12 protein-coding genes, 1 pseudogene and 1 riboswitch are annotated in these 13,191 nt (G+C 42.9%); of the genes and pseudogenes, 9 read left to right on the forward strand and 4 right to left on the reverse strand.

Annotated elements, in window-relative coordinates; all coding sequences use genetic code 11:
* Positions 1–5: 5 nt before the first annotated feature.
* From N483_RS04310 to N483_RS04325, 5 genes and pseudogenes are all read left to right on the forward strand, one after another.
* Positions 6–923 carry an ornithine carbamoyltransferase gene (locus tag N483_RS04310; protein WP_023397400.1) on the forward strand — a complete coding sequence of 306 codons (918 nt, stop codon included), beginning with the start codon at positions 6–8 and terminating at the stop codon, positions 921–923.
* Positions 924–936: 13 nt separating this feature from the next.
* Positions 937–2,148 carry an argininosuccinate synthase gene (locus N483_RS04315; protein WP_023397401.1) on the forward strand — a complete coding sequence of 404 codons (1,212 nt, stop codon included), beginning with the start codon at positions 937–939 and terminating at the stop codon, positions 2,146–2,148.
* Between the two features lie 22 nt (positions 2,149–2,170).
* Positions 2,171–3,535 (forward strand): annotated as a pseudogene (argH, locus tag N483_RS04320) (argininosuccinate lyase); the annotation flags it as partial.
* A 528-nt stretch (positions 3,536–4,063) separates the two neighbouring features.
* Complete coding sequence (locus N483_RS26855; protein ID WP_155250705.1) at positions 4,064–4,240, forward strand: hypothetical protein; 177 nt, start codon at positions 4,064–4,066, stop codon at positions 4,238–4,240.
* Positions 4,241–4,286: 46 nt separating this feature from the next.
* Entirely contained in the window at positions 4,287–4,742 is a 456-nt protein-coding gene (locus tag N483_RS04325; RefSeq protein ID WP_052027327.1) for a hypothetical protein, read from the forward strand.
* Between the two features lie 46 nt (positions 4,743–4,788).
* Here the strand turns inward: N483_RS04325 and N483_RS04330 are convergent, their stop codons facing one another.
* Both N483_RS04330 and coaD read right to left on the reverse strand, forming a co-directional pair.
* Positions 4,789–6,144 (reverse strand): capsule assembly Wzi family protein, encoded by a 1,356-nt coding sequence (locus N483_RS04330; RefSeq protein WP_023397405.1) that lies wholly within the window; start codon positions 6,142–6,144, stop codon positions 4,789–4,791.
* Positions 6,141–6,623 (reverse strand): pantetheine-phosphate adenylyltransferase, encoded by a 483-nt coding sequence (coaD, locus tag N483_RS04335; RefSeq protein WP_023397406.1) that lies wholly within the window; start codon positions 6,621–6,623, stop codon positions 6,141–6,143. Before coaD ends, N483_RS04330 begins: the two co-directional genes overlap by 4 nt.
* 171 nt (positions 6,624–6,794) lie before the next feature.
* On the opposite strand from coaD, the gene N483_RS04340 reads away from it, so the two are divergent.
* Entirely contained in the window at positions 6,795–7,451 is a 657-nt protein-coding gene (locus N483_RS04340; protein ID WP_023397407.1) for a TetR/AcrR family transcriptional regulator, read from the forward strand.
* Between the two features lie 180 nt (positions 7,452–7,631).
* On the forward strand, positions 7,632–9,089 hold the full coding sequence (thiI, locus tag N483_RS04345) for a tRNA uracil 4-sulfurtransferase ThiI (RefSeq protein WP_023397408.1): 1,458 nt from the start codon (positions 7,632–7,634) through the stop codon (positions 9,087–9,089).
* Positions 9,090–9,102: 13 nt separating this feature from the next.
* Here thiI and N483_RS04350 read toward each other — a convergent pair whose 3' ends face one another.
* Both N483_RS04350 and N483_RS04355 read right to left on the reverse strand, forming a co-directional pair.
* Positions 9,103–9,999: a ketopantoate reductase family protein gene (locus N483_RS04350; RefSeq protein WP_023397409.1), complete on the reverse strand. Its 897-nt coding sequence runs from the start codon at positions 9,997–9,999 to the stop codon at positions 9,103–9,105.
* Positions 9,996–10,349 (reverse strand): VanZ family protein, encoded by a 354-nt coding sequence (locus N483_RS04355; RefSeq protein ID WP_036974981.1) that lies wholly within the window; start codon positions 10,347–10,349, stop codon positions 9,996–9,998. The genes N483_RS04350 and N483_RS04355 overlap by 4 nt, the downstream gene beginning before the upstream one ends.
* 204 nt (positions 10,350–10,553) lie before the next feature.
* Between N483_RS04355 and N483_RS04360 the strand changes: the two genes are divergently transcribed.
* The gene (locus N483_RS04360; RefSeq protein ID WP_023397411.1) at positions 10,554–11,036 is read left to right on the forward strand and encodes a YajQ family cyclic di-GMP-binding protein; all 483 of its coding nucleotides are present in this window, start codon (positions 10,554–10,556) and stop codon (positions 11,034–11,036) included.
* 85 nt (positions 11,037–11,121) lie between these two features.
* Positions 11,122–11,294: riboswitch (cobalamin riboswitch) on the forward strand.
* Between the two features lie 39 nt (positions 11,295–11,333).
* Positions 11,334–13,190, forward strand: a complete 1,857-nt coding sequence (locus tag N483_RS04365; RefSeq protein WP_023397412.1) for a TonB-dependent receptor domain-containing protein — start codon at positions 11,334–11,336, stop codon at positions 13,188–13,190.
* Position 13,191 lies beyond the last annotated feature (1 nt).

A 13,191-nucleotide genomic window follows, 5' to 3' on the forward strand; every position in this document is an offset into this window, starting at 1 on the left:
AGAACATGAATCAGTCATTCATTACGGGCTTAGAACTCGATAAAAATAAACTTTTAGATCTTTTCAATCTAGCCCATCAAATAAAAGCACAACCGCAGGACTTTACACAGGCATTGGCAGGTCAATCCATTGTTACTTTGTTCGAGAAGCCAAGTCTACGAACTCGCTTATCTTTTGATATTGGAATTAATAAGCTAGGTGGTCATGCGGTTTACTTGGATCAGCAGAACGGAGCAATGGGAAGCCGTGAGTCCGTCAAAGATTTTGCATTGAACATTTCGACGTGGGCAGATGGTATTGTCGCTCGCGTAAATCAGCACAGTACACTGTCAACCTTAGCTGAATATGCTGATGTACCTGTGGTAAATAGTTTGTGTGACCTTTATCACCCATGTCAGGCTTTAGCTGATTTTATGACGTTGCAGGAGGTATATGGAGACGTTAGTGGCCTTAAGTTAGCGTACTTGGGAGAGGGGAACAATGTGACACACTCCTTAATGTTATTGGCCGCGAGCTTAGGAACAGACTTTGTTGCGGTATGTCCCAAAGGCCACTCCCCTGATGCACAAATCGTTAAACAGGCTGAGCAAATGGCCGCAGTTAACGGAGCGAGTATTTTGATCAGCGACCGAGTGGAAGCGGCCGCAGGTGCCAATGTGCTGTACACGGATACTTGGGTTTCAATGGGTAGCAATGTATCACTTGAACAAGCAAAAGATACATTTATGCCATACCAAATTAATACGCAGCTGCTAGAACAGACTGGTGCACAGACAGTGTTGCATTGCCAACCTGCGCATAGAGAGTATGAAATTACCTCTGAGGTTATGGATGGCAAGCACGCAAAAATTATTCAACAAGCTGAGAACCGGATGCACGCCCAGAATGCGCTACTGGTGACTTTGTTAAACAAACAATATTAGAAAGGTAATGAAAATGAGTGAAGTAAAGAAGGTCGTACTGGCGTATTCTGGCGGTTTGGATACGTCTGCAATCGTACCCTGGTTAAAAGAAAACTACGGCTGCGAAGTGGTCGCCTTCGTCGCCGACGTCGGTCAAGGTGAAGAAGAACTTGCCGGTGTAGAGGAAAAAGCCATAGCCTCGGGTGCCAGTGAGTGCCATGTTGTTGACTTAAAAGAAGAGTTGGTGAGCAATTATATTTACCCAACGCTCCAAACTGGAGCTATCTATGAGGGTACGTACTTGTTGGGGACCTCAATGGCGCGTCCGATTATTGCAAAAGCGCAGGTTGAAGTTGCGCGCAAAGTCGGTGCTGATGCCTTGTCGCATGGATGCACGGGCAAAGGTAATGACCAAGTGCGTTTTGAGTCATGCTTTGCAGCGTTGGCACCTGATCTGAAAGTAATCGCGCCTTGGCGTGAGTGGAGCCTATCAAGTCGTGAGTCACTGCTTGACTACCTTGCGCAAAGAGATATTCCATGTACTGCGTCGGCAACCAAAATTTACAGCCGTGATGCAAATATTTGGCATATTTCTCACGAAGGCGGAGAGCTTGAAGATCCTTGGAACCAACCGAGTGATCAGGTTTGGACGTGGACATCTTCTCCTGAACAAGCGCCAGACTCTCCAGAGTTTGTGTCTGTTTTGGTTGAACAGGGGCAAGTTGTGGCAATTAACGGCGAGAGATACAGTCCCTACCAATGCTTAGTAGCGTTAAATAAAGTTGCTGCAAAGCATGGTGTTGGTCGAGTAGATATCGTCGAGAACCGGCTTGTAGGCATGAAGTCTCGAGGTTGTTACGAAACTCCTGGAGGCACAGTGATCATGGCTGCACTGCAAGCGATTGATGAATTGGTGTTAGATAAATCGAGTCGTAAATGGAAAGAAACCTATGCCAGTGAGTTTTCTCATCTGGTTTACGATGGCCGTTGGTTTACACCACTAAAAGACTCTATTTTGGCAGCCGCGAAAGCATTGGCTGAATGTGCAACTGGTGAAGTGGTATTAAAGCTATATAAAGGCCAAGTGGTTGCCGTACAGAAACAGTCGATCAATAGTTTGTATAGTGAAGATTTTGCGACCTTTGGTGAAGATGATGTTTATGATCAATCACATGCGGAAGGTTTTATTCGTCTGTTTTCACTTTCAAGCCGGATTGCGGCATTGAATAAACAAAATCAGTCCTAATTCGCGCAAGGAGTTATATATTATGGCATTATGGGGTGGGCGCTTTTCAACAGGGCCTGATCAAGCGTTTAAACAATTCAATGACTCACTGCCGTTTGATTATCAGCTGGTTGAGCAAGATATTGTCGGTTCAATAGCTTGGGCGGGCGCTTTAAGACAAGTCGAAGTCTTGTCCAGTGATGAGTATGACCAGTTGGTTGCTGGGCTAAATGCGCTGTTGGATGAGTCTTTAGAAAATATGGCCTCGATTGCAAATAGTGGCTTTGAAGACATTCACTCTTTTGTTGAAGCAAAGCTCATTGAGAAGGTCGGGGAGCTTGGCAAAAAGTTGCATACAGGTCGCAGTCGAAATGATCAAGTCGCAACAGATTTTCGCTTGTGGTGTCGTCAAACTGCCGAGCAGATCGTAACTGCGTTAAAGTCATTTCAAGGTGCATTGGTAGAGTTAGCGCAGCGAGAGCTTGGCACGATTTTACCTGGCTACACACATTTGCAACGAGCACAACCTGTGTTGTTTAGCCATTGGTGTATGGCCTACGTAGAAATGTTGAACAGAGACATTTCGCGGTTGAGCGATGCCATTGATCGCTTAAACGAATGTCCTTTGGGGTCTGGCGCACTTGCGGGCACCGCTTACCCTATAGATAGAGAGGAACTGGCACAGCAGCTTGGCTTTCAACGCGCCACTCGAAACAGTTTGGATGCAGTATCAGATAGAGACTTTGTGGTAGAGATATTAAGCTGTGCATCCATATCTATGATGCATTTATCTCGGCTGGCAGAGGATATGATTTTTTACAACAGTGGTGAGTCTGGCTTTATAGAACTGGCAGATAATGTTACTTCTGGTTCGTCTTTAATGCCACAAAAGAAAAACCCCGATGCTTTGGAATTGATCCGGGGTAAGACAGGCCGCGTGTTTGGTGCATTTAGCGCGATGATGATGACTTTGAAAGCGCTTCCTTTGGCATATAACAAAGATATGCAAGAGGACAAAGAGGGGCTGTTTGATGCACTGCCAACTTGGATTGCTTGTATTCATATGGCTGAGTCATGTATTCGCGGTGTAAAAGTGAATGCTGATGCCACGCTTAAAGCCGCACAGGGTGGGCATGCAAATGCCACCGAGCTTGCTGACTATTTGGTAGCGAAAGGGATCCCGTTTCGAGAGGGGCACCATATTGTCGGGCAGCTAGTGCAAGTCGCAATTGCGCAACAAAAGTGCCTAGAGGAGCTTTCTATCGCAGAGTTTCAATCAATTTGTCCACAAATTGATGATGACGTATATCCGCGGCTAGAAATTGCCGCCTGTATTGCCGCTAGACAGGCTTTGGGCGGCACATCATTGCCTCAAGTCCGCACTGCAATACAGCAGTTTAAGTCAAAAGGCTAAATTTTTAGATATCTTCTATTGTAGTGAGGTAGGGTGGCTGCCTCACTAGACTCTTAATCTGTACCCATCATACCTTACACATCTTTGTTGCTATATTTTGATTATTTTAATAATGAAAATTATCAAGCTCTTAACCTAATTTATTTTTATTGGAACAGTGGCGAGAGGTGTAAAAGCACAGCACCAAATGATTGGCCAAGGTACACTGACGCATCGTACATTTTACATATATTTGGTTAGAGAAAAATTTATAACTTGATACTTTATAACGAGTTATAAATTTTCTCCTCCAGCTCAGAGCCATATGAAAGTGGCAAGAAGTAATATTTGATAATTCGTCATGCAATGATGGAGCTGCAAATTTAAATTGTGCAATTGTTAATCGATTGGTCTTTTTGGTAAAATATTTGTATTTATTTTGAAGGTTTTGGCTTGTTTGTTGCTTATTTACAGTCGCAATTAGTTTTGGCTGTGAAAATTATTGTGTAGGCCGAAATGAATATATTTATTAAAGGGAAAACAATGGCTAATTTAAATATCAAAAATATTGATTCATCGAAAAGTGCTGGTAAAACAAAGACGCTTTCTGTTAATGTGATTAAATCTTTAGCAAGCTTGAAGGCAATATCTGGTGGACGTGCTAGTGGTAATTATCCCAAAAAGCGCTTTCCAACTATCATCGTAGATAATGGCATATGATTACTTCGGATTAAGTATAGGAGCCCTCGTAATTTGGGGCTTTTTTATGGCCAGTTTACTCCATGTATCCTTTTACATACTGGCTGTTAATAAAAATGTGCAAGCCTTGGCGTGTGCGTTCATTCTTGCTGCATCATACAGTCTCAGCGATTTAACGACGTCTGTTAATTTTGAGTCGATCGACTTTGCGATCTACTTTGTCTATGACATAGTTACGTTGGCTATTGTCATAATGTCTCGGCATTTCTTTTACAAATGTGACTCAAGACAGCCATGCTACATTTATTGCACGCTCGGCTTAACGATTAACGCAATGTTATTTCTGGCGATGTTTATTGACTCTCATTTACTTGGCACTGATGAACCATGGGCACTTTGGTACTTCTATTCATCTATGGTCAATATCGTCGACTTGGTGATGGTGGGGGCACTGATCCTCAATAGAGATTTTCTGGGTTTACAACTGATTTCTCGCAAAGTGCTAAATATTAAAACCACATAAAGACGAGGCTGCTACTCCTGCGCGTCATAGCAGCCACTTGCCATTGTTAGTACTGAAACTCCCAGCTTACTCCGAGGGCATGGTGTGTATCGCTTTGTTGGTCTGTTTCATCCTCCCACATAGTGATACTTGCTTTAAATAACCCTTTTGCTAACGCGTGCTGAAAACCAAGCTCAACCAGTGACCGCTCGGTGTTAATCGCTTCGAAGTCAGTAAGCTTGACTTTACCGTATCCGCCCGCACCTTCAATTTGAAAGTAGTCAAAAGCCACTGTCAAACTTTTAGCTTGAGGGCCGATGGCAGCGCCAAGCCAAAGATCATATTCTTTGTAGTCTGAGCCTTTGCCCAATTGTTGAAAGTTACACTGGAAGCTCGCCGATTGGGCTAAACAATCCGTGGTGGTATCACTGTATTCGACATAGCCTTTAATGCGGTAATCTTTATCGGACCAAAAGCTTTCTATACCGGCGCTAAATAACGCTTCATCTGGCAAAACGCCATTGTCATTGTTTCCGCTGTATTCGCCATAAATTGCAAAAGGTTGCCCACCAAGAATTGAAGAGTACTTGAAGTCAACGCTGGTGATACGCTGCTTTTTAAGCTCAGAGCTGGTGTCCAAATGAGTAAACAAAAAGTCGCTTCCAGTTGTTGCAAAGCCCAGTTCTAGGCCTTGTATGGGAGTCGCAGAAAAGCGTGCACCCCAAAAGTCGCCTTCTTTGTCGACTGGCTTGTGTTTCGCTGCGATAGCAGTGATTTGCCAAGGTCCAATAAAGGATAGAAACTTTGGTCCACTATAATTGGTGTTTGCTCTACTTAAGCGTACCGCTTTCATTGGCGGTGCGTTATTTGACAGCAGCAAGGCCGTTTCATTACCTGGACCCCACCAATAATCTATTCGTTCAGCACTTAGAGACCAATCACCAAGAAGCACTGCAAGGTGGCTGCCGTGGTGATTGACATGCTTTCCATCTAGTGCTTCGTCGGCGTAATTTACCTGTACTCGTGCACTGACATTATTGCTGGTAATTTCCCCAAATGTGGTGACGCCAGACTTTTCTCTGCTGTTTTCACCCATACCCGTGTCAGTGTTTGGTTTTTCTCTGAAATGCATTTTTACGCCAGAGTGTGCTTTATTTTTTGCGTGTTGAAGTGCGTGACGAAGATGAGAAACCGCAAAGGCACTTTCTGTGCTTAGAGTCGCTGAATCGATCTGTTTTAGGTCATGTGCAATACCTTGCCATAACAGCGGGTACTGATTGACCGGGCGGTTGATTAGACCATGGCTAACAAGCAAGTCTATAGAGTGTTTAAGCGCGCTGTCTTCGGCTGATATCCAAGGGCCTGCGTGGCTATTTAGTGACAACGTGCATAGACCAATAGCACTGAGGTACCTTAATTTCATTGATGTAATTTCTCCATAAGTGCTGTAGCTACAATTGGGTCTACAAACTCACTGACATCTCCATGGTGAAGTGCCACTTCTTTGACTAGCGTTGATGAGATAAAAGAGTTTCGCTCTGAAGGGGTGAGAAACACACTCTCTAACTGCGGGTATAATCTGCGATTCATATTGGCAAGTTGAAACTCATAGTCAAAGTCTGACACTGCACGGATCCCCCTGATCAAGACGTTTGCATTTTGTGCTTTAGCTAAGTCCACGAGCAATCCCGAAAAGCCAATTACTCTGACATTAGGTATATCGCCAAGTACTTGCTTTGCAAGATCAACCCGTTCTTCCAATGTAAAACAAGGTTTTTTTGTTGGATTATGGGCGATGGCCAGTATAACTGTATCAAACATGTTTGCTGCGCGTTTGATAAGATCAGCGTGTCCATTAGTTAAAGGGTCAAATGTACCAGGGTAGAGAGCTATGACTTTCATGGGATTATTGTAACACTAAAAATTTTTGCTATGTTAGCAAGCTTCTCAAGCAAATTCACTGGTCTGCTTTCAAATTTGCTCATTTAACCTTGTATATGTTTAGTGCTATTTTCAATTAACCAAGTGGCCGCTAAGCCGTTAGTATAATTAAGCGTGTAAAGAGAGTTGGATATGAATACCAAGGAAAAAATAATCCGTACGAGCATAGCCTTGTTTAACCTGCATGGTGAACGAGCGATAACGACCAATCATATTGCCTCTAATATGGGGATAAGCCCCGGTAATTTGTATTATCACTTTAAAAATAAAGAAGATATTATTAGACATATCTTTTCTCTTTACAGTGAGCATTTAAGTACTCACTTCAAGCCGCTGAGTATTGACCATGAACCTTTGGAACAATTGACGCAATACTTAGATTCATTGTTTGAACTGATGTGGCGCTATCACTTTTTCTACGACAACCTGACGGACATTCTGGCACGTGATAAAGGTCTAAAAAAAGACTATATTGAGTTTCAGTCGCAGCTGTTTGAGCAAGTAAAAGCCGTTGTTATCGGCCTGCGCAGTGCCGGTGTGATTGACATCGAGGATTACGATGTTGATGAGCTGGCTCACATGTTAAAAATGGTTGTGAGTTTTTGGACTCCTTATGTCAAAGCGCGTCGGTTGACAGGTGTTTTAGAGCAAAAAGATATCTACAACGGCATTGTTAAAGTATTGATGTTGTTTAAACCCTACGCCACACAGATGAGCAGTGACAAGATTGCTCAGCTGCGTGACTACTATCAGGAGCAAGCGGACACCAGTTTACCGAGCATTGCTTAAATACATTTTTCAATTCAATTTAAGCTGCTGAATTACTTAGCAGCTTAATGTTTCAACTGTAAACAAGTTGCCATTCTGTCTGTTTATTTCCTAGTCTTTAATAAGTTTGCTATAATCCCGCGCCTTAAAATGATTCAACGTTTTGTACGTTTATAGTTTCACACCAGCGAGTAACTTCTTATGCTTAAATTTATCGTCAAGCTGCACCCTGAAATTGTCATCAAAAGTAAGTCGGTGCGTAAGCGTTTCACTAAGATTTTAGAGAAAAATATTAAACTCTTGCTCGGTCGTGTTGATGAAGCAGTCACAGTTAAAAATAACTGGGATAATATCACCGTGGTTAGTCAGTTAAGTGATGACAATACTCGGTTGGCTTTAATTGATGGTTTAAAGCGCGTACCAGGGATCACCTTGTTTCTAGAGGTCCAAGAAGTTACTTTTGAAACGCTAGACGATATTTACCAACACACGCTGCCACTGGTGCGTGAGCAGATAGAACATAAAACGTTTTGTGTGCGTGTCAAACGCCAAGGTAAGCACGACTTTACGTCTAGTGATGTTGAGCGTTACGTCGGTGGTGGTTTGAATCAGAATGTTGAAACGGCTCGCGTTAAATTAACCAGACCTCAAGCGACCGTAAAAATAGAGATTAAAGATCAGTTTGCTTACATTGTGCGAGCTCAGTATCGCGGCCTTGGTGGATTTCCACTACCTACTCAAGAAGATGTTTTATCACTTGTTTCCGGCGGATTTGACTCTGGTGTGGCAACTTATCAAATGATCCGCAAAGGCGCGCGTACACACTTCTTATTCTTTAATTTAGGTGGCGCTGCTCACGAAATTGGTGTGAAGCAGGTAAGCCACTATCTTTGGAAGCAATATAGCTCTACCCATAAGGTGAAATTTATTACTGTCGATTTTGAGCCTGTCGTCGCTGAAATTCTTGAAAATGTTGAAAACAGCCAAATGGGTGTTGTACTTAAGCGTATGATGATGCGTGCGGGCAGTTCAGTGGCACAAAAACTGGGTATTCAAGCGCTGGTAACAGGGGAGAGTATCGGGCAAGTCTCAAGCCAAACTCTTGCCAACTTAAGCGTTATAGATCGAGTGACAGACACCTTGATTTTACGCCCTTTGATCCAAAATGATAAAGAAGAGATCATTCGTATCGCCAGAGAAATAGGCACATGTGAGATGGCTGAAGCAATGCCAGAATACTGTGGCGTTATTTCTAAAAAACCAACTGTTAAAGCGGTACTGGAAAAAATCGAAGCGGAAGAAGCTAATTTTGATTTTGACGTACTTGATACTGTGGTGAGTAACGCGGTTATTAAAGATATTCGCGATATTGAGGCTGAAGCAAAAGAAGAAGTGAAAGAGGCTGAAAGTGTTCAGGAGCTGCCGGAAAATGCTGTGGTAGTGGACATTCGCTCACCTGAAGAAGAAGATGCAGATCCGCTTGAGATAGAGGGAATTGAAGTGATCCATTTACCGTTTTTCCGTCTCGCGACTAAATTCGGTGATCTGCCTCAGGATAAAGATTATTACCTATACTGCAGTAAAGGAGTTATGAGCCAGCTGCAAGCGTTGATTTTGCACGAGAACGGCTTTACTAAGGTAAAAGTGTATAGACCATAATGACAGAGCAGGCTTAAGTCTGCTCTTTTCTTTTTACTTGTTGCCACAAGATTTCGTTTTCTGTGGCTTGGTATCCGTACTTTTTCGCTGTGGTGGCGATATAGCCACATATTGCATCAATTTCAGTTTGGCGTTTTAGCTTAATATCTTGGGCCATAGATGAAGTGTTATGCTGTGTGAGCGCCATGACTTTATACGCTCGCGCTAACTCGGTTGCGAGTTGCAATTCCACCCCCTCACATTGAGCAACAAAGCAGGCTTCATTGAGTAGTTTTAACACTTGTGTTGCATAGGCGGGAGTTTGCAATGCACCGTTTGGACACTCCAATAAGGCCGTCAAAGGGTTGATTGCAATATTCACACATAACTTTTGCCAGCGGACTTCAGCAATATCATTGGTGAGCTCAATGGGTTCAAAGTGTTGCATAAAGTAGTGGTTATATAGTTCTGTAACTTGCCTCCTAGCCTGTACATTACAGGCCCCTAACTGTGTAAGCCCTGGTCCTTTGAATATCACAGTATTATAATCAGGTTTCATCCCTCCCATTGATGTACTCAAAAAGTAGAGAGCTTGAGTCGGTTGCAAAATACTATTGAAATGGTTGAGGTCGCTCATCCCGTTGTGGCTCAAAATCACATTGGCATCTTGGCTTAGGTGAGGGGAGAGCGCTTCCATGGCCGAAACTAATTGGTAAGCTTTGACTGGGACAATACATGTGTGTATTTTTTCATTGAGGTCCGCCAGTGTAGTCAAATTAACATTTAATCGTGTACGTTGCTTGCCATTGATAAAAAAGAAGTCTTGCTTTGAAGCGGTGCGGGTAATTAAAGTCACACAGTGGTTATGCGACAGTTTTTCAGCGAGTAATAAGCCGACGGCACCACACCCCAAAATGTAAATATCACTCATTGCTCCCCTCGGCGCAGTCTATATTTGCGAAACAGCCAGATGGCTACAAAATAGCTGATGGCGCCCATCACATCGGCAATGAAATCACCGAGTGATGCTTGTCGATATGGTAAGGTAGATTGCATCCATTCAACTGCTGCCCCGTAGCCGATTAAGAGTGTCATATGAAACCAAATTTTGAATCTAAATGCGTGGTGGGAAAAAAACGCTAGCGCGAAAAACACACCAAAATGCACCACTTTGTCTAGGTGCTCAATTCTAACGACATGATTTTTAACTTCTTTTGCAAACAGATAAGTAATGACTATCAAAAATAACAGCAACAGTGTTCGATATACTTGTCTTGTCACATGCACTCCAACTCCAACGTGATGAAGATTCAGTATAACACTGAAATATTAAAAGTGGCTTAATAGTAAACGTATGAATAGTCAACAATATAAGCGCTTGATCGTTTCTAAAAATAACTGGCGTGAGCATTGTGTAAAAAACTATATATTATTGCGTCTGAGCGTTGTTATAATTCTCCGTAAATTTGTTTTGAGGAGAAAGCAATGCCTTCTTTTGATATCGTATCTGAAATAGAAATGACGGAAGCTAAAAACACCGTTGACAATGCAAACCGAGAGCTGGAAACACGCTATGACTTTCGTGGTGTTGAAGCATCAATTGAGCTTAAAGATGAAGTAATTCAATTAAAATCTGAATCTGAACAGCAGGTAATGCAATTGTTCGACATGGTGGTTGGCAAAGCAGCAAAGCGAGGCTTGGATGTTGGCAGCTTCGAGTTGAAAGATGTAGAGCGCAGTGGTAAAACTTTTGCTCGCAAAGTTGCGTTGAAGCAAGGTATTGATAAAGATATGGCGAAAAAAATCGTCAAACTTATCAAGGATTCTAAGTTGAAAGTACAGGCTGCTATTCAAGGTGAAGAAGTGCGTGTAACGGGTAAAAAACGAGATGATTTACAAGAAGTCATGCAGTTGATCCGCACAGCGGAACTCGGTCAGCCTTTCCAATTTAAAAACTTCAGAGACTAATCTTAAAACTCTGAGAGTTTCAGTGTCTAAATATGGCACTGGAACTCTAGACGTCCATTGACAATCCCCCCTTAAATCTCGGACAATATGCGCGGAATTTCGAGGTGCCAAAAGATATATACGGAATATAAATGTAATGGATAATCGGGAAGTTGGTGCGCAAGTATAGGACTTGGTAAACCCAACGCTGCCCCCGCAACGGTAAAACTAAATTTAAATAGTTGAGCCCGGAGACCGGCCTTGAATTTGACTTATTTGATGAAACTTTGTGCGGTGGGCACAAGGTAGGGGATCTTCATGATAAAAATATCTGCGCTAAGCGCTGCTGTAATAGCAGCGGTTTCATTTCACACGTCTGCTTCTCAAGAAATTGAACGCATTACAGTAACCGCAAACAAAATCGAACAGTCACAAAAAGATGTGCTAGCAGCTGTGTCGGTTATAGACCGCGCTGACATTGAGCGCAGTGGCGCACGTGACCTTGCAACCATATTATCTCAGCAAGCTGGAATTCAAATTAATGCAAACGGCAGTTTTGGTCACACGACGAGTATTGCATTGAGAGGCGGAAGTTCAGATCACACTTTAGTGTTAATTGATGGTGTTCGAGTGGGTTCAGCGACATTAGGTTACAAGTCGATTGAAAAAATCCCATTGCAAAGTGTTGAGCGTGTTGAAATTGTTAAAGGCTCACGCGCTGCGATTTATGGTTCGGACGCAATGGCAGGTGTGATCAACATTATTACTCGTCGAGCTGAGCATACCACAGCTGATGTTACTGTTGGCAGTAACAGTTACCGCAATGGGCAAGTGGCGACGTCTTATACCTATGAAGACCTGACAATATTGGCTAACTTAGGGCATGAAGAAAGCGATAATTTTGACGTATTACAAGGTACACAGCCAGACTCAGACGGTCATGACAATACCAGTTTGGGCCTCAAAGCCGAGTATCAAATCGCACCTGATAGCAAGCTATTTGCAGCTTTCCAAGGCAGTGAAGGGGATACATTCTATGATAATCCTTTTGGTTCACAAAACGACACTGCGTATCTTGATGAATACGATAATCAAGTGCTGAGTTTGGGCTTTGAAACTCAGTTAGGTCGAACCTCACACGCCTTTACAGTGACAAAATCTCAAGATGAATCAGTGAGTGTAGACGAGTCTAAAAGACAGAAAACGATCACTAAGCGCACCATATTTAACTACGATGGGCATATCGATGTCCAAGAAAACCTTGTTGTTTTGGGCGGGGTAAGTGCATCAGAAGATGATGTATCGGCTTCGACGTTAGTTTATGAGCAAAGCACACGAGATACTTTGGGTGTGTTTGTGGGGTCAGTGTATGAATATGACCAAGCGCTTGTTGAAGCGACAGTGCGTTACGATGACGATGACCAATTTGGCAGTGAAGTTACACACAGCGTAGCATTGGGGTACAAGGTACACCGTGATGCAACATTTAGATTTGCGCATAATACAGGCTACAAAGCTCCAACTTTCAATGACCTGTATTATCCTGGTTCAGGAAACCCGGCACTACTGCCTGAAGAGTCAGATAACTTTGAGCTTGGCTTGAAAGCGTCACTGGCTGATACCACGGTTGATTTTGCAGTTTATCGCACCGATTATACAAACAAAATAGCTTGGGCGCCGAACGCTCAAGGCAATTGGGCACCTGCCAATATTGACAATGCTTTGCACCAAGGTTTGGAGGTCAGCGTGTTAAACACGTTGATGTTCGGTATCGAATCTAACTTTAACTATGCTTTTGTGAACGCCAAAGACGAGTCGAAGGGCAAGCCGTTGCCACGTATCGCTAAGCACTCTGCCAACTGGTTGCTTTCAAAACAATGGAATGAACTAGAGGTGGTAACTGAGCTTCAATTCCGAGGTCAACGAGACAGCTCTAGATCTACACCTACTGGGGAAGCTTTCAACTTGAGTTCATATACATTGGTTAATTTAGCAGCCAATTACGAACTATCTGATGCACTAAAACTATCGGCGAGAGTAGAAAACTTGTTTGATAAAGAATATGGTGCGGTGGTATCAAGTCTAGTATCGAATGAACAACAAGAGGTCGTTTCTGTAAACTACTACAATACACCTGAGCGACGCTTCTTTGTTAATTTACAATACCGCTTTTAAG

It is taken from the genome of Pseudoalteromonas luteoviolacea NCIMB 1944, assembly GCF_001625565.1.
Lineage (GTDB): Bacteria > Pseudomonadota > Gammaproteobacteria > Enterobacterales > Alteromonadaceae > Pseudoalteromonas > Pseudoalteromonas luteoviolacea_F.

Bases quoted from the DNA above. Each gene is read 5' to 3' on its own strand.
- N483_RS04325 (WP_052027327.1), top strand. From the start codon at position 4,287: ATGGCCAGTTTACTCCATGTATCCTTTTACATACTGGCTGTTAATAAA.
- N483_RS04340 (WP_023397407.1), top strand. From the start codon at position 6,795: ATGAATACCAAGGAAAAAATAATCCGTACGAGCATAGCCTTGTTTAAC.
- N483_RS04310 (WP_023397400.1), top strand. From the start codon at position 6: ATGAATCAGTCATTCATTACGGGCTTAGAACTCGATAAAAATAAACTT.
- thiI (WP_023397408.1), top strand. From the start codon at position 7,632: ATGCTTAAATTTATCGTCAAGCTGCACCCTGAAATTGTCATCAAAAGT.
- N483_RS04360 (WP_023397411.1), top strand. From the start codon at position 10,554: ATGCCTTCTTTTGATATCGTATCTGAAATAGAAATGACGGAAGCTAAA.
- N483_RS04365 (WP_023397412.1), top strand. From the start codon at position 11,334: ATGATAAAAATATCTGCGCTAAGCGCTGCTGTAATAGCAGCGGTTTCA.
- N483_RS26855 (WP_155250705.1), top strand. From the start codon at position 4,064: ATGGCTAATTTAAATATCAAAAATATTGATTCATCGAAAAGTGCTGGT.
- coaD (WP_023397406.1), bottom strand. From the start codon at position 6,623: ATGAAAGTCATAGCTCTCTACCCTGGTACATTTGACCCTTTAACTAAT.
- N483_RS04330 (WP_023397405.1), bottom strand. From the start codon at position 6,144: ATGAAATTAAGGTACCTCAGTGCTATTGGTCTATGCACGTTGTCACTA.
- N483_RS04315 (WP_023397401.1), top strand. From the start codon at position 937: ATGAGTGAAGTAAAGAAGGTCGTACTGGCGTATTCTGGCGGTTTGGAT.
- N483_RS04350 (WP_023397409.1), bottom strand. From the start codon at position 9,999: ATGAGTGATATTTACATTTTGGGGTGTGGTGCCGTCGGCTTATTACTC.